The organism is Nocardioides sp. Soil796, from assembly GCF_001429525.1.
Classification (GTDB): Bacteria; Actinomycetota; Actinomycetes; order Propionibacteriales; family Nocardioidaceae; genus Nocardioides.
The window spans coordinates 233,933-249,543 of the sequence record NZ_LMSQ01000022.1 but is presented as its reverse complement, the minus strand read 5'-3'; the positions used below and the strand labels follow the sequence as shown (position 1 = coordinate 249,543).

At 71.2% G+C, this 15,611-nt stretch carries 12 protein-coding genes; 9 read left to right on the top strand and 3 right to left on the bottom strand.

Features of this window, described 5'->3' with window-relative positions; translation table 11 throughout:
- Window positions 1–145: 145 nt before the first annotated feature.
- The 9 genes from ASH02_RS25015 to ASH02_RS24975 all read left to right on the top strand — a co-directional run bounded on the left by ASH02_RS25015 (window position 146) and on the right by ASH02_RS24975 (window position 12,545).
- The gene (locus ASH02_RS25015) at window positions 146–1,024 is read left to right on the top strand and encodes an FAD binding domain-containing protein (protein WP_057295716.1); all 879 of its coding nucleotides are present in this window, start codon (window positions 146–148) and stop codon (window positions 1,022–1,024) included.
- Window positions 1,021–1,518, top strand: coding sequence for a (2Fe-2S)-binding protein (locus ASH02_RS25010; protein ID WP_057295715.1), 498 nt, complete (start codon window positions 1,021–1,023; stop codon window positions 1,516–1,518). Before ASH02_RS25015 ends, ASH02_RS25010 begins: the two co-directional genes overlap by 4 nt.
- Window positions 1,515–3,977, top strand: a complete 2,463-nt coding sequence (gene cutA / locus ASH02_RS25005) for an aerobic carbon-monoxide dehydrogenase large subunit (protein ID WP_057295714.1) — start codon at window positions 1,515–1,517, stop codon at window positions 3,975–3,977. Before ASH02_RS25010 ends, cutA begins: the two co-directional genes overlap by 4 nt.
- Window positions 3,974–4,642 carry an SRPBCC family protein gene (locus ASH02_RS25000; protein WP_057295713.1) on the top strand — a complete coding sequence of 223 codons (669 nt, stop codon included), beginning with the start codon at window positions 3,974–3,976 and terminating at the stop codon, window positions 4,640–4,642. Before cutA ends, ASH02_RS25000 begins: the two co-directional genes overlap by 4 nt.
- Entirely contained in the window at window positions 4,639–6,033 is a 1,395-nt protein-coding gene (locus ASH02_RS24995; protein WP_057295712.1) for an amidase, read from the top strand. Before ASH02_RS25000 ends, ASH02_RS24995 begins: the two co-directional genes overlap by 4 nt.
- A gap of 272 nt (window positions 6,034–6,305) precedes the next feature.
- On the top strand, window positions 6,306–8,522 hold the full coding sequence (locus ASH02_RS24990) for a hydantoinase/oxoprolinase family protein (RefSeq protein ID WP_057295711.1): 2,217 nt from the start codon (window positions 6,306–6,308) through the stop codon (window positions 8,520–8,522).
- Entirely contained in the window at window positions 8,522–10,465 is a 1,944-nt protein-coding gene (locus ASH02_RS24985) for a hydantoinase B/oxoprolinase family protein (protein WP_057295710.1), read from the top strand. Before ASH02_RS24990 ends, ASH02_RS24985 begins: the two co-directional genes overlap by 1 nt.
- A complete protein-coding gene (locus ASH02_RS24980) occupies window positions 10,462–11,415 on the top strand; it encodes a carbamate kinase (RefSeq protein ID WP_057295709.1) in 954 nt (317 codons plus the stop codon). The genes ASH02_RS24985 and ASH02_RS24980 overlap by 4 nt, the downstream gene beginning before the upstream one ends.
- A gap of 29 nt (window positions 11,416–11,444) precedes the next feature.
- Entirely contained in the window at window positions 11,445–12,545 is a 1,101-nt protein-coding gene (locus ASH02_RS24975; RefSeq protein WP_057295708.1) for a ring-opening amidohydrolase, read from the top strand.
- Window positions 12,546–12,557: 12 nt separating this feature from the next.
- Here the strand turns inward: ASH02_RS24975 and ASH02_RS24970 are convergent, their stop codons facing one another.
- From ASH02_RS24970 to ASH02_RS24960, 3 genes are read right to left on the bottom strand one after another with little or no spacing between them, the layout of a single operon-like run.
- Entirely contained in the window at window positions 12,558–12,872 is a 315-nt protein-coding gene (locus tag ASH02_RS24970) for an AtuA-related protein (RefSeq protein WP_056889789.1), read from the bottom strand.
- Window positions 12,872–14,194, bottom strand: a complete 1,323-nt coding sequence (locus ASH02_RS24965; protein ID WP_057295707.1) for an acyclic terpene utilization AtuA family protein — start codon at window positions 14,192–14,194, stop codon at window positions 12,872–12,874. Before ASH02_RS24965 ends, ASH02_RS24970 begins: the two co-directional genes overlap by 1 nt.
- Window positions 14,191–15,564 carry a CitMHS family transporter gene (locus ASH02_RS24960; RefSeq protein WP_056890527.1) on the bottom strand — a complete coding sequence of 458 codons (1,374 nt, stop codon included), beginning with the start codon at window positions 15,562–15,564 and terminating at the stop codon, window positions 14,191–14,193. Before ASH02_RS24960 ends, ASH02_RS24965 begins: the two co-directional genes overlap by 4 nt.
- Between the last annotated feature and the right edge of the window lie 47 nt (window positions 15,565–15,611).

The following is a 15,611-nucleotide window of genomic DNA, read 5'->3' as shown; positions in this document are numbered from 1 at the left end:
CGTCGTGTGCCCGACACCCCGGGCACGCGCTGGCCCGCGTTCTCGAAGACTCGACGGGCCTCCGGCCCGCCATCGCTTCTCCGCCTGGCCCAGCACGCACCCGGAGCGCCGGTCACCCCCGACGCACCTCAGGCGGTGGCCACCGGTGAAGCCCGCGCCGTTCGCGTACGCCCGGCCCACCGACCTGGCGGCTGCCGTCGAGGCCCTCGCCGGGAGCACGAACGCGAAGGTGCTGGCCGGCGGACAGAGCCTGGTGCCGCTGCTCTCCATGCGGCTCGCGGCACCGGCCCTGCTGGTGGACATCAACCGGCTGCCCGGCCTCGACCACGTCACCAGTGACGCATCGGGGGTGCGGGTCGGGGCGTTGGCCCGGCATGCGGCGGTGCTCGCCGACCAAGAGGTCCGACGGGTCCAGCCCCTGCTGGCGATGGCCCTGGCCAACGTCGCCCACGCCACGATCCGCAACCGGGGCACGACGGTGGGTTCCCTGGTGCATGCCGATGCGGCCGCCGAGATGCCGGTGGTCCTTGCGCTGCTGGGTGGCTCCGTCGACGTGGTGGGGCCGGGCGGTCGGCGTACGGTCGCTGGCGACGCGTTGTTCCTCGGCCCGCTCGAGTCGTCACTGGCCCACGACGAGATCGCCGTGGAGGCGTTCTTCCCGGCCCTCGCCGAGGGCTCCGGCGTGGCCTTCCGTGAAGTGGCCCGAAGGCACGGCGACTACGCCCTGTGTGGCGTGGCCGTCCTCGTGCGACTCGAAGGCCGCCAGATCGTCGAGGCGCGGGCCGGCTACCTCTCGGTCAGCGACCTGCCCACGGTCGTCGACCTGGCGCCGGCGCTGGCCGGCGGCGAAGCCCCTTCGGACGAAGCGCTCACCGCCGCCGGTGAGCTGGCACTGGCCGCGCTCGACCCGCAGGGCGACATCCACGCCACCGCCGCCTACCGCTCACAACTGGTGCGGGTGCTGACCGGCCGCACGCTGCGGGCGGCGTACGACGATGCACGCCGGCGTACGGAGCAGCCATGAGCGAGGAGCTCCACGACGTACGCCTCGTGGTCAACGGGGTGCCGCACGACGTCGAGGTGCCCGCGCGCCGGCTGCTCAGCGATGCCCTGCGCCACGACCTCGGGCTGACCGGCACCCACGTCGGCTGCGAGCACGGCGTGTGCGGCTCCTGCACGGTGCTGCTCGACGGCACCCCGGTGCGCTCCTGCCTGCTGCTCGCGGTGACCGTCTCCGGTTCCGAGGTGACCACCGTCGAGGGACTCACCAACGCCGACGGGTCACTCGGCCCGGTGCAGCAGGCGTTCAAGGACTGCCACGGGCTGCAGTGCGGCTTCTGCACCCCCGGCTTCCTGACCACCATCACCGCCGGGCTCCGCGACAACCCGTGCCCCACGCACGACGAGGCGAAGGAGATGATCGCCGGCAACCTGTGCCGGTGCACCGGCTACCAGAACATCGTCTCCGCGGTCGAGCGCGCCGCCGAGCTGATCGCCGGGGAGGGGGAGTCGCCGTGACGACACGCATGTTCGGCGAACGGGTCGCCCGCGTGGAGGACGACCGGTTCCTCCGCGGTGCCGGGCGGTACGTCGACGACCTCGGTGCCGACGCGTTGCACGCGGCGGTGCTGCGCAGCCCGCACGCCCACGCCCGCATCGTCGACATCGACGTGTCCGCGGTGCTCGACGTCGACGGAGTGCACGCCGTCTTCACCTACGACGACCTGCAGGGCCCGATGGCCGAACCGCTGCCGTTGCTCATCCCGCACCCGGCGCTCACCCACGGACGCACGCAGTACGCCCTGGCCAAGGACGAGGTGAACCACGTCGGAGAGGCGATCGCGTTCGTCGTGGCCGATGACCGCTACGTCGCCGAGGACGCCGTCGACAAGATCGTGGTGACCTACGAGTTCCTGCCGCCCGTGGTGGGCCTGGCCGCCGCACGCGCGGCCGAGCGGCTCGTGCACGACGACGTGCCCGGCAACGTCGCCGCGCGCCTGGAGCAGCACGTCGGTGACGCCCCGGCCGCCATCGCCGCGGCACCGCACCGGCTCAGCCTCGACCTCGACATCGAGCGCAGCGCGTCGACCCCGATGGAGGGGCGCGGCACCCTGGCCCGCTGGGACACGGACTCGGGCCGGATGCAGGTCTGGACCTCCACCCAGACGTCGACCGGCGTCCGCGCAGCCGTCGCCGCCAAGCTCGGTCTCGACCTCGGCCACGTCGACGTGATCACTCCCGACGTGGGCGGCGGCTTCGGCGTGAAGATCGTGCACCCGTGGCCGGAGGAGCTCCTGGTGCCGCTGGCCTCCAAGGCGCTCGGACAGCCGGTGAAGTTCATCGAGGACCGCCGCGAGCACTTCATCTCCTCGGCCCACGAACGCGCCCAGGTGCAGCACGTCGAGGTCGGCTTCGACGACGACGGCAGGCTGCTCGGCCTCGACGTCGCGTTCTGGCACGACAACGGCGCCTACACGCCGTACGGCCTGATCGTCCCGATCATCACCTCGACCCAGCTGCTCGGGCCCTACAAGCCGCACAACTACCGGGTCACCTTCGAGAGCCTCTACACGAACACCGTGATCGTGACGCCGTACCGCGGGGCCGGTCGTCCGCAGGGCGTCTACGCGATGGAGCGCACCATGGACGCGATCGCGGCGTACCTCGGCAAGGACCGCGCCGACGTGCGCGCGGTCAACTTCATCCAGCCCGACGAGTTCCCCTTCGACCACCACCTGACCTTCCAGGACGGTCGGCCGCTGGTCTACGACTCGGGCGACTACCCGCAGCTGCTCGACAAGCTCAAGGCCCTCATCGGCTGGGACGACTTCGAGACCGTCCGCGCCGAGGCCGCCGCGCAGGGACGACGACTCGGCCTCGGCCTGGCCTGCTACGTCGAGGGCACCGGGGTGGGGCCCTACGAGGGCGCGCACATCCACGTCGAGACCAGCGGCAAGGTCAAGGTCGCCACCGGCCTGACCACCCAGGGCCAGGGGCACCAGACCGCGTTCGCGCAGATCGTCGCCGACGAGCTCGGCGTCCCCTTCGAGAGCGTCGAGGTGGTCACCGGCGACACCCGGCGGATGCCGTACGCCGTGGGCACGTTCGCCTCGCGGGCGGCCGTGATGAGCGGGTCGGCGATCCACCTGGCCGCCCGGAAGGTGAAGGAGAAGGCGCTCCGGATCGCGGCCGACGCGCTCGAGGCCTCGGTCGACGACCTCGAGATCGTCGACGGGTCGGTGCGGGTGAAGGGCGCCCCCGACAGCTCGATCGCACTCGGCACGGTCGCCGTCCTGTCCAACCCGTTGCGCTACGCCTTCGACGAGGCGTCGGGCGCCGCCACGCAGTTCAGCGTCGGCGACCCGGGCAAGCCGCCGGTCGCCGAGGGGGAGGAGCCCGGACTCGAGGGCAAGGACTTCTACTCGCCGGAGCGCTCGACCTTCGCCGCCGGCATGCATGCGGTGATCGTGGAGATCGACCCCGACACCGCCGAGATCGAGATCCTCCGGTACGCCGTGGTGCACGACTGCGGCAACCTGATCAACCCGATGATCGTGCAGGGGCAGATCCACGGCGGGGTGGCGCAGGGTGTCGGCGGCGCGCTCTACGAGCGGATGGAGTACGACGAGAACGGGCAGCTGCTCAACGCATCGTTCATGGACTTCCTGATGCCCTACGTGACCGAGGTGCCGGACGGCATCGAGATCGACCACCTCGAGACGCCGAGCCCGCTGAACCCGTTGGGCCTCAAGGGCGCGGGTGAGGCGGGCGTGATCCCGTCGGCGGCGGTCTTCGCCTCGGCCATCGAGGACGCCGAGCGACTCGACCCGGGGAACCTGGCCGTCACGGCGATGCCGATCTCGCCGTCGCAGCTCTTCGACCTGCGCGAGCACCACCGAAGGGGACACCCGGTGGTTGAGGAGGCGCGCCAGCGCCGTCTCGAAACCTCCGCCCAGCACCGAAAGGACCCGTCATGAGGATCGCCGGCGAAGCCACCTTGGTCGCACCGATCGAGAAGGTCTGGAACGCGGTCCTGGACCCACACGTGCTGGTCGTCGCGATCCCTGGTTGCGAGCGGCTCGAGGAGACCGGTGAGCACGCCTACGACATGACCGTGACCGCCGGAGTCGCGGCGATCCGCGGCACCTACACGGGCACCTGCACGCTGAGCGACCTGGTCGAGCACCAGTCGCTGGTCCTGGTCGTGCAGGGCGCCGGCGCACCGGGCACGATCGGTGCCACGGTCGACGTCCGCTTCGAGTGCAACGACGACGGCACCACCACGTTGCTCTACGACGCGGACGCCGTGGTCGGGGGCATGGTCGGTGGTGTGGGCCAGCGGATGCTGACCTCGGTGAGCAGGCGGATGGCCACCGAGTTCTTCACCAACATCGAGCGGACGATCGCCCAGGGAGTGCCGGGGGTGCCGCCGCCACTCGCCGGCTCGACACCCGCTACCGAACAGTCAGCAGGAAATCTGGCCGCGGAACCTGCTGACCGTTCGGTAGCGCCGAAGAACGTGTTCACCGCTCCGACGCGAGGGTCCGGCGACCTGTCCGACTTCGTGAAGGGCGTCGCGGTCGGTGCCGGGCTGGTCGCCCTCGGGGTGGTCCTCGGCTCGAGGTTCGGACGCCGACGATGACCTCGCTGACCGTCGACTCGACGGCCCGCGAGCAGGCCGCCGCCGTACGCTCTCGTGACATCTCGGCGCGCGAGCTGCTCGAGCTCCACCTCGACCGCATCCGCGCCCGCAACCCGCAGCTCAACGCGATCGTGTCGCTCGACGAGGAGCGGGCTCGGGCCGGTGCCGCGGCCGCCGACGAGGCGCTCGCCGCCGGTGCCGCACCCGGTCCGTTGCACGGGTTGCCGTTCGCGGTGAAGGACACCCACCGAGTCGCTGGATGGCGTACGACGTACGGGTCGCCGCTCTTCGCCGACCACGTGCCCGACGGTGACGACCTGATCGTCGAACGCATCCGCGGAGCAGGTGCGGTGCTGATCGGCAAGACCAACGTGCCGGAGTTCGCGGCCGGATCGCACACGTTCAACACGGTCTTCGGCACCACCCTCAACCCGCACGACCCGACGAGGTCTGCGGGCGGCTCGAGCGGTGGTGCCGCCTGCGCGCTGGCCTCCGGCATGGTGCCGCTGGCCGAGGGGTCCGACATGGGCGGGTCCCTGCGCAACCCCGCGTCGTTCTGCGGTGTCGTCGGCCTCCGCCCCTCCCTCGGGCGGGTGCCGGAGTGGCCGAGCGCGAACCAGTGGGAGTCGACGTCCGTCGGTGGACCGTTGGCGCGCAACGTCGGCGACCTCGCGCTCCTGCTGTCCGTGCTTGCCGGCCCCGACCCGCGGGCGCCGCTGGCCCTGCGCGATCCGGGCTCCGCCTTCGCGCCGCCGCTCTCGGCCTCGTTGGCCGGCCTCCGCGTCGCGTTGTCCGTCGACCTCGGCGGCGCCTTCGAGGTGGACGCCGAGGTGGCCGCGATCGTCGAGTCCGCGGCAGCCACGTTCGCGGGAGCGGGGGCGCGCGTCGACTCGACGTACCCCACCCTGGTCGAGGCCGACGACACGTTCCGCACCCTGCGGGCCTGGCACTTCCAGGCGAAGTTCGGACCGCTGCTCGCCGAGCACCCCGACGCGTTCAAGCAGTCGCTGGCCGACAACATCCGGGCGGGGGAGTCGCTGACCGGTGGCGACGTGGCCCGTGCCTACGCACAGCGCACCACACTGGCCGAGCGCATGCGGCTCTTCTTCGAGGACCACGACGTGCTGGTGCTCCCGGTGTCCCAGGTGCCGCCGTTCCCGGCCGACCAGGAGTTCCCGACGCAGATCAACGGCAGGCCCATGGAGGGCTACCTCGACTGGATGCGCTCGGCGTACTTCATCACCGTCACCGGTTGTCCGGCGATCTCCGTCCCGGCCGGCCTCACCGCCGACGGCCTGCCGGTCGGCATCCAGGTCGTGGCTCCCCACGGAGCCGACCGCCGCCTCCTCGAGGTCGCCGCCGCGTTCGAGTCCGCCCGGGCGCACAGCTGAGCTCGCCTCGCGGCAGAGACCGACCGCGGCTCCGAGCGGATCCGGTTGGGAACTGCGGCAGTTCGCCCCTCGTGCTCGTCCGCCGAGCGGGCCGGCGCCCGCCGTACGAGCGAACTGCCGCAGTTCCCGACAGGTCTGCTGTCGTACGTCGCTCGCAGGCAGCAGCGCCGATGCCGCCGTACGACGGGCTGGCACGAAGTGCCAACGAACCCGGCCCCCGTTGGCGGATTGTGCCGTCGCCCCGGTGGCCGCACACCGGTTGAATCAAGGTCATGGCCGATCAGAGCGCGCGTCGGATCCGGGTCGGCATCGACACCGGCGGCACCTTCACCGACGTGGTGGCGCTCGACGAGGAGACCGGTGAGCTGGTCACCACCAAGACGCCCTCCACGCCGGGCAACCCGGCCGACGGCTTCATGGCCGGCATCGAGAAGGTGCTCGGACTGCTGGGCCTGCCGCAGGGGCGCGGGGACGCGCTGACCTCGGTCAGCCACGGCACGACGGTGGCCACCAACCAGCTCCTCGAGGGCAAGGTCGAGGCGCTCGGCTTCATCACCACCGAGGGCTACGAGGCGCTGCTCGAGATCGCCCGGCAGTCGGTGCCCGACGGCTACGGCAACTCCTACTTCTGGGTGAAGCCCGACCGCATCGTGCCCCGGCACCTCGTCAAGGGGGTCGGCGGTCGGCTCGACCACACGGGCACCGAGGTGAGGCCGTTCGACGCGGACGGCGCCCGCCGTGTCGCGCGATGGTTCCGGGACCGGGACATCAACACCCTGGCCGTCTGCTTCCTGCACTCCTACGCCGACTCCGCCCACGAGGAGGCCATGCTCGCGGTGCTCCGCGAGGAGCACCCGGACGCAGTCGTCTCCCTCAGCAGCGAGGTGCTGCGCGAGTACCGCGAGTACGAACGCGCGATGACCACGCTCGTCGACGCCGCAGTAAAACCGCGGTTGGGCAGCTACGTCACCAACATCAAGGACCGGCTCGACGCCTACGCGTCGGCTGACGGCGCCCGGCACGTGCCGTTCTACGTGATGAAGTCCAACGGTGGCGTCCTGAGCGCGGACGAGGTCGTCCACCAACCGATCACCACCGTCCTGTCCGGCCCGGCCGCCGGTGCCCTGGGCGCGGCGCTGATCGCGAAGGTCGCCGGCTTCGACCGGGTGCTGACCAGCGACGGCGGGGGTACGTCGACCGACGTCAGCGTGGTGATCGACGGCGAGCCGACCCTGACCACGGAAGGCAGCGTCGGCGCCTTCCCCTCGAAGATCCCGATGATCGACGTGGTCACGGTGGGGGCCGGAGGCGGCTCGATCGCATGGCTCTCCCCGGAGGGCGCGCTCAAGGTCGGGCCCCAGTCGGCAGGCGCCGACCCCGGCCCGCTGTGCTACGCCAAGGGCGGCGACGCGGTCACGATCACCGACGCCCACGTCTTCCTGGGCCGGGTGCCTCCGCACCTGCTGGGCGGCGAGATCCCGCTCGACGTCGCAGCGGCTGACGCAGGCATCCGCAAGCTCGCCGGCGACCTCGACCTCACCCCGGAGGCCTGTGCCGCCGGCGTACTCGAGATCTCGGCATGGAACCAGGCCAACGCGCTTCGGGCGGTGACCGTCAAGCGAGGCCTCGACGTACGCGACTTCACGCTGACCACGTTCGGCGGGTCCGGATCCCTGCTGCTGTGCCGCTTGGCCGACATCCTTGGGCTCCGGTCGGTGCTGGTGCCGCCGAACCCCGGCAACGTGTCGGCGTTCGGCCTGCTCACCGTCGACGTCAAGAACGACTACGTCCAAACCCATGTCCGGATGCACGACGACCTCGATCCCGCGGACCTGCAGACGGTCTACGACGAACTCTGCGATCGGGCCCGCACGGCGCTGACCAAGGAGGGCTTCGGTCCGGAACAGCACCGGTTCTTCAGGACCGCCGACCTGCGCTACTTCGGACAGGCCTTCGAGGTCAGGGTGCCGTTGCCCGAGGGCGAGGTCGACGCCGCACTCCTCGACGAGGTCGCGACCCGCTTCCACGACGAGCACCGGGTGCTCTACGGCTATGACTTCGCCGGCGACCCGCGGCAACGGGTCGAGTGGGTCAACCTTCGGGTCTCCGGGGTGGGCCCGATCCAGCGCCCGGAGATCCGTGAGCACCCACTCGCCCTGCCGCTGGATGAGGAGGGCCGGGGCACGCCGTTGGTTGAGGAGGGCCGCCAAGGCCCGTCTCGAAACCACCGGCAACCTGGTTTTGAGACGCTTGCAGAGCAACCGCCTCAACCAGCGGAGGCTCGTCCGGCGAGCAGGCGGGCGGTCTGCTTCGAGGTGTCCGACGGGTACGTCGACACGCCGGTCTTCTGGCGACCGGACCTCGCGCCGGGACAGACCCTGACCGGGCCGGCGATCATCGAGGAGTTCGGCTCGACGGTGCCGCTGCACCCCGGGTTCCGGGCCACCGTCGACCGGTTCCTCAACATCATCGTGACGAGGGAGGACTGATGGCCTCGACCGGGTCTGGGGGGAGCCGGCGGGCGCCGACGGACTTCCCGTTCGGCACCCTGACCGACGACGCCGGGGCCAGCGCGGAGCAGGTGGTGGTGGAGATCGTTCAGGGCAGCCTGGCCGCCGTCGAGATGGAGGTCGAGACCGCGATCGGCCGCACCAGTCGCAGCCCGATTATCCGCGACGCCCACGACTTCCGCGCCGGCATCCACGACCGGTTGCTCCGCAAGCTGACCGGCCGCTCCTACTCCGCACTGGTGCACCCGGTCGCGCGCGACTTCCCGATCACGGAGATGCGCCAGGGCGACGTGTTCTTCCACAACGACGTCTATCGGTCCGAAGGGGGCATTGGCCACCTGCCCGACCTCTGCGTCACGGTGCCGGTCTTCCACGACGGGCAGGTCGTCGCGTTCGTCCAGGCCTTCGGGCACCACGACGACATCGGCGGCTGCGTGCCCGGCTCCATGCCCAGTGGCGCCACCTCGGTCTACGAAGAGGGCCTGATGGTGCCGCCCATCAAGCTCTGGGACGCCGGCGTACCCAACAGGTCGGCGCTGGCGATCATGACCCGCAACTCACGCATGCCCGACAGCCTCGCCGCCGACCTCGACGCCGAGTGCTCGGCCTGCCTGATGGGCGCACGCAGACTGGGCGAGCTGTTCGCGAGGTACGGCAAGGAGACCGTCGAGTCCTGCTTCGACGCGATCATCGACCGGACCACGCAGACCTACCGGCGCGAGATCCTCTCGCAGATCCCGGTCGGCCAGTGGGTCTGGGAGGACTACGCCGAGCACGACGGCGTCGACGAGCCGCGGCTCTTCGCCCAGCGGATCACGATGACTCGCACCGGCGCTGACGATCCGGACGGCGAGCGCCTGGTGCTCGACTTCGACGGCACCTCGCCGCAGGCCAAGGGACCGATCAACCACTGCGGCGACTACAGCGACGGCAACTTCCTCAAGAAGTGGCTGGCCCCGATCCTGCGCAACCTCGCCGAGTCGCCCGAACGGATGGCCGAGCTCGACGTCAACGAGGGCGTCGTACCCCTGATCGAGATGCGCTTCCCGCCACCGGGCACGTTGCTGACCCCGGTCTTCCCGGCCCCGACCAACGCCCGCACCTTCGTGATCCTCAGGCTGCTGGGCGTGCTGGCCGGCGTACTCGCCAAGGCGGTCGACGGCCGGATGCCCGCCGACCAGGAGACGATCCGCTACACCGGGGTGTACGGCGAGGACCGGCAGGGCGCGCCGTACCTCATGCGCGAGGTTCTCGGCGGCGGGTCCGGGGGCCGCTACTACGCCGACGGAGAGGACACCATCCACGTCGTGCCCGACTCGCGGAACCTGCCCTCGGAGTTCACCGAGAGCCGTTTTCCCTTCCTGGTCGAGCGATTGGGCCTCGCCAAGGACTCCGGAGGGGCCGGCCAGTTCCGCGGTGGACTCGGCTACGAGAAGCACATCCGCATGCTCAAGGACGCCCACTTCATGTCGATCGCCGACCGCTCGATCCTCGCCTGTTGGGGAGTCAAGGGCGGTCTGGCCGGCAGGCCGTTCGAGGTGGTCGTCGACCCGGGCGGGCCCGCCGAGCGGGTGGTCGACGCCCTGGCCGACGCCGAGCCGGTCAAGGCCGGCGAGGTGATCTGCATCCGCACGACGGGAGGCGGTGGCTGGGGCAACCCGCTCGACCGGGACCCCGAGCTGGTCGTGCGCGACGTGGTCTGGGAGAAGGTCTCGCCAGAAGCCGCGCTGGCCGACTACGGGGTGGTGCTCACCGGCAGTGTCGACGACGACACCCTCGCCCACGACCCGGCCGCCACCGCCACCGAGCGCGCCGCACGCCCGGCCCCGAGCGACGCGTTCTTCGACCGCGGGCCTGGCTACGCACGGCTTTCCGGTGGCGCCGACTCCGCCGACGTCGACTTCGTCGGGTCACAGCCATGAGGGTCCTGCTCGCATTGGGCGGCAACGCGATGACCGCCGCCGACGGCAGCGCCCGCCCGGGTGACCAGATCGCCGCCGCCCGGGTGGCGATGACAGCCGTGGCCGATCTCGTCACCCGGGCGGCGGACCCGGTGGACGTGGTGATCACCCACGGCAACGGGCCACAGGTCGGCAACCTCCTCGTCAAGAACGAGCTGGCCGCGGCCGTCGTACCCCCGGTGCCGCTGGACTGGTGCGGCGCCCAGACCCAGGCCACGCTCGGCTTCGTGCTGATGGACGCGCTCGACGACGAGCTCGCCCGCCGGGGCGCAGACCGGCGCAGCGCCACGGTCGTGACCCGCACCCGCGTCGACGTCGACGATCCCGGGCTGACGCATCCCAGCAAGCCGATCGGTCGTTTCCTCGACCGTGACGCGGCGGCGTTGCTGGTCGAGCACGGGGAGACTTGGGAGGACCGCGGCGAGAAGGGCTGGCGCCGCATCGTCGCCTCGCCCGAGCCGCGCGAGATCCTCGACGCCGCCGCCGTACGCGCCCTGGTAGATGCGGGATTCATCGTGATCGCCAACGGTGGTGGGGGTGTACCGGTGATCCGCTCGGAAGCCGGCCTGGTCGGTGTCGAGGCGGTCATCGACAAGGACCTCGGCGCGGCGCTGTTGGCCGCGACTGTCGAGGCCGACGTGCTGGTCATCGCCACTGACGTCACCCACGCCGTGCTCCGGTTCGGGACGCCGCAGGCCGAGCCCATCGGCCGGGTCACGGTCTCCGACCTGCGCGCGATGGCCGGCGAGGGCCACTTCGCGAGCGGGTCGATGGGCCCCAAGGTCGACGCGGCCTGCCGGTTCGTCGAGAACGGCGGCCACTACTCCGTGATCAGCGATCTCGCGCACATCCTCGACGCCGTCGCCGGAACGGCCGGCACGGTCGTCGTACCCGACGAATCCCAGAGCTGACCGAAAGCCCTCACCCTGAAAGGACGGCCATGCCCGCCATCGAAGTACGCAAGGTCCCGATCCACTCCGTCGCCGACGCCAGCGAGCTGGCCAGGCTGATCGACGACGGCGTCATGCACGCCGACCGGGTGATCGCGATCATCGGCAAGACCGAGGGCAACGGGGGAGTCAACGACTACACCCGCATCATCTCCGACCGGGCCTTCCGCGAGGTGCTCGTCGAGAAGGGTGCCCCCGCCGACCAGGTCAAGCAGATCCCGATCGTGTGGTCCGGCGGCACCGACGGCGTGATCAGTCCCCACGCCACGGTCTTCGCGACGGTGCCCGACGAGGACGCCGTACAGACCGACGAGCCACGCCTCACCGTCGGGTTCGCGATGAGCGAGCCGTTGCTGCCCGAGGAGATCGGGCGTACGCCGATGGTCAGCAAGGTCGCCGCGGCCGTGAAGGTCGCGATGGAGAAGGCCGGCATCACCGATCCGTCCGACGTCCACTACGTGCAGACCAAGACGCCCCTGCTCACCATCCACACGATCCGCGACGCGAAGTCGCGCGGCAAGACGGTCTGGACCGAGCACACCCACGAGTCGATGGACCTCTCCAACGGCTGTACGGCGCTGGGCGTCGCCCTCGCGTTGGGCGAGATCGAGATGCCCACCGACGCCGACGTGATGCACAACCGCGAGCTGTTCTCGGCGGTCGCCTCGTGCTCGTCGGGGGTGGAGCTCGACGTGGCGCAGGTGGTCGTGGTCGGCAACGCGCCCGGGGTCGGTGGCCGCTACCGCATCGGCCACTCGGTGATGAAGGACGCCCTCGACCAGGACGGTCTCTGGGAGGCGATCAAGGACGCCGGCCTCGAGCTGCCGGAGCGCCCGCACCACACAGACCTCGACGGACGCCTGGTCAACCTGTTCCTCAAGTGCGAGGCCTCGCAGGACGGCATGGTCCGCGGGCGGCGCAACGCGATGCTCGACGACTCCGACGTGCACTGGCACCGCCAGATCAAGGCCGCCGTCGGTGGCGTGACGGCCGCCGTGACCGGTGACCCGGCGGTGTTCGTGTCGGTGTCGGCCGCACATCAGGGCCCGGAGGGCGGCGGCCCGGTCGCCGCGATCGTCGACCTCGGATAGGGGTCGGGCAGGTCAGCGCGCGATCCGAAGGGACAGCAGCCGGCTGCTCAGCGACTTGCCGTGCGTGTCGATCGCCAGGGACGTCGTGACGCCACCGGCGAGGGCCTGGCGGCAGACGAACTGGAGGCCGTGCACGTTCGGCAGCTCGAAGCGCTGCACCCGCCCGCCGAACTCCCCGGCGAAGTGGGCTTCGACCCGCTCGGCGGTGACCTCCCGGACCAGCCACTCGTAGTCGGCGTCGTCGAGGGGGAAGAGCGACAGGATCGACGTGTCGCCCTTGTCGCCGGCCCGGGCGTGGGCGACGTCGTGCAGGAGTACGTCGTTCATCAGGCCTCCAGGATCGTGGTGGTGGGCGTGACCCGGTCGCGGTCGACCATCGTCGAGACGATGCCGATGACCTCGGAGGCACTGGTGCGTACGCCGCCGCCACCGGCCGGCCCGTTGGTGTAGAGCGACTCCACCTCGTGGCAGATGTGTTGGGCCTGGTCCAGCGAGCTGGCCATGCCGGCGACCCGCAACCGGGCATGCTCGATCTCGCCGTGGTGCCCGTCGCCCTCGCTGAGGCTGCCGGTCAGCTCGACCCTGATCGGGGTGCCGGAGGCCGCGAGCCGTTCCCGCACGACCGACGCGGCCAGGCGCGCGCGGTCGACGCATCCCGGGCCGGCGTAGGAGATGCCTGCCTCGGCGCGGTGACCGGCGCGGTAGCCGACGCTGGTCTTGAGCTGCTCCGGTCGGGTGGCGCCACGGGCTCCGTGCACCCGCACCCGATCGGCGCCGGTCTCCTCGATGCGGACGTCGTACAGGCCCAGGGAGACGTCGGGCGTCAGGTAGGCGCCGGGATCGCTGATCTCGTAGAGCAGCTGCTCGCGCACGGTGCGCCGGTCGAGCACGCCGCCGGTGCCCGCCAGCTTGCCGAGCTCGACGCTGCCGTCGGCGGCGACGTCGGCGAACGGGTAGCCGAGGTCGGCCAGCCCGGGCACGTCCTTGCGACCGGGGTCGGCGAAGTAGCCGCCGGTCACCTGGGTGCCGCACTCGAGCAGGTGACCCACCAGCGTGCCTGCGGCGATGACGTCCGTGTCGTCGAGGTCCCAGCCGTGCCGGTCGGCCAGCGCGGCGACGAACAGCGACGGGTCCGCGACCCGTCCGGTGATCACGACGTCGGCACCGGCCCGCAACCCCGGCATCAGGGTCTCGGCGCCGATGTAGGCGTTGGCGGAGACGATCTCGCCGCGCTCGTGGAGGGGGCGGCCGTCCTCGAGGCACGGCTGGTCGAGGTCGAGCTGGGCCAGGACGTCGTCCCCGGTCACGACGGCCACGGTGCACGCGAGCCCGAGGCCGCGGGCCACCTCGAGGACGACCTCACCGGCGCCCAGCGGGTTTGCCGCACCGAGGTTGCTGATCAGCCGGGTGCCGCGGGCCAGGGCGTGGGGGAGCAGTGCGGCGAACCGCTCGCGGGTGCGTTCGTCGTACCCGCTGGTGGGGTCGAGGCGGCGGCGCTGCTGGCCCAGGGCGATGGTGCGCTCGGCGAGGCACTCGAGCACGAGGTCGTCGAGCCCACCGTCGCGCAGCAGGTCGACCGCGGGCCCGATGCGGTCGCCGGCGAACCCGGCGCCCGACCCGATCCGGACGGTGTTCGGTGACGCGCTCATACGCTCAGCGCTCCCGTGACCAGGGCGGTCGCCGTCATCACCAGGGTGGTCGCGAACGCCCACCCGAAGATGTGGCGCTGGTGCGCGCCCAGGTCGACCTTGCTCATCCCCACGAGGATGAACGTGGCGGCGGTGAGCGGGCTGAGCGGGAAGCCGGTCGTCATCTGGCCGAGGATCGCGGCCCGGCCGATCTCGGCCGGGTCACCCCCGAAGGAGGCGGTCGTCTCGGCCAGCACCGGTACGACGCCGAAGTAGTAGGCGTCCGGGGTGAAGACCAGGCTCAACGGCATGCCGGTGATCGCGGTGAGCACCGGCAGCCAGTTGCCGCCACCGGAGGGAATGATCGAGACCAGGCCCTCGGCCATGGCGGTGATCATGCCGGTCCCGCCGAGCACTCCGGTGAGGACTCCGGCGGCGAAGATCATCGCGACGACCATCACGACGTTGCCGCCGTGGCGCTGGAACAGCTCCTGCTGGTCCTCCCACCGCGGCAGGTTGACGGCCAGGGCGCAGGCGAACGCGACGACGAACGCGACCTCGAGCGGCATCAGCTGGAAGAGCAGCACGACCACGAGGGCGAGCGTCAGCGCGACGTTGAACACCTGCACCCAGCGGCCCTCACGGCCGACCCGTTCGCGGGTCGGCAGGTCGCCCGGATCGGACGAGGGAGCCAGGCCGCCGTCGTCGGTGTGTCCGTGCCCGGTGTCCGTGCCTCCCGACGAAGCAGCCGCCACGCCGACCAGCTCGGGGTCGAGCACCGCGATGCGGGCGCGCTCGCGCCGGCCGATGACGTAGGAGGCGAACAGCACCCACACGATCCCGACGACCATGGCCGGCACGACGGGCAGGAAGATGTCGGAGCTCTTCAGGTCGAGCGCGGCCATCGCCCGGACGGTGGGACCGCCCCACGGGATCATGTTCATCACGCCGGCGGCCAGCGCCACGACCCCGGTGAGTACGACGGGCCGCATGCCCAGCCGCTTGTAGATCGGCAGGAAGGCCGACACGGCGATCAGGAACGTGGAGGCGCCGTCGCCGTCGAGGGCCACCATCAGCGTGACCACGGCGGTGCCGACGGTGATCTTCATCGGGTCGCCGCCCGCCCAGCGCACCACGGTGCGGATCATCGGGTCGAAGAGGCCCTGGTCGACCATCAGGCTGAAGTAGAGGATCGCGAAGGCGATCATCACCGCCACCGGTGCGACGGTGAGGATGCCGTCGCCGATGAAGGTGCCGAGGTCCTCTCCGTAGCCGCCGATGAGGGCGAAGCCGATCGGCACCAGCACGAGGCACAGCAGCACCGAGACGCGGCGGGTCAGGGTCAGCACCAGGAACAGTCCGACGGTGGCGAAGCCGAGTGCAGCAACCACGAGGTCCTCCAAGATCGATGGGCAAGTCCTCGACGAGTCTGGGGTCG

What these genes read in the sequence shown, in the direction of transcription:
- ASH02_RS25010 (WP_057295715.1), top strand. Translation starts at nt 1,021, where the DNA reads ATGAGCGAGGAGCTCCACGACGTACGCCTCGTGGTCAACGGGGTGCCG.
- ASH02_RS25000 (WP_057295713.1), top strand. Translation starts at nt 3,974, where the DNA reads ATGAGGATCGCCGGCGAAGCCACCTTGGTCGCACCGATCGAGAAGGTC.
- ASH02_RS24995 (WP_057295712.1), top strand. Translation starts at nt 4,639, where the DNA reads ATGACCTCGCTGACCGTCGACTCGACGGCCCGCGAGCAGGCCGCCGCC.
- ASH02_RS24990 (WP_057295711.1), top strand. Translation starts at nt 6,306, where the DNA reads ATGGCCGATCAGAGCGCGCGTCGGATCCGGGTCGGCATCGACACCGGC.
- ASH02_RS24985 (WP_057295710.1), top strand. Translation starts at nt 8,522, where the DNA reads ATGGCCTCGACCGGGTCTGGGGGGAGCCGGCGGGCGCCGACGGACTTC.
- ASH02_RS24980 (WP_057295709.1), top strand. Translation starts at nt 10,462, where the DNA reads ATGAGGGTCCTGCTCGCATTGGGCGGCAACGCGATGACCGCCGCCGAC.
- ASH02_RS24975 (WP_057295708.1), top strand. Translation starts at nt 11,445, where the DNA reads ATGCCCGCCATCGAAGTACGCAAGGTCCCGATCCACTCCGTCGCCGAC.
- ASH02_RS24970 (WP_056889789.1), bottom strand. Translation starts at nt 12,872, where the DNA reads ATGAACGACGTACTCCTGCACGACGTCGCCCACGCCCGGGCCGGCGAC.
- ASH02_RS24965 (WP_057295707.1), bottom strand. Translation starts at nt 14,194, where the DNA reads ATGAGCGCGTCACCGAACACCGTCCGGATCGGGTCGGGCGCCGGGTTC.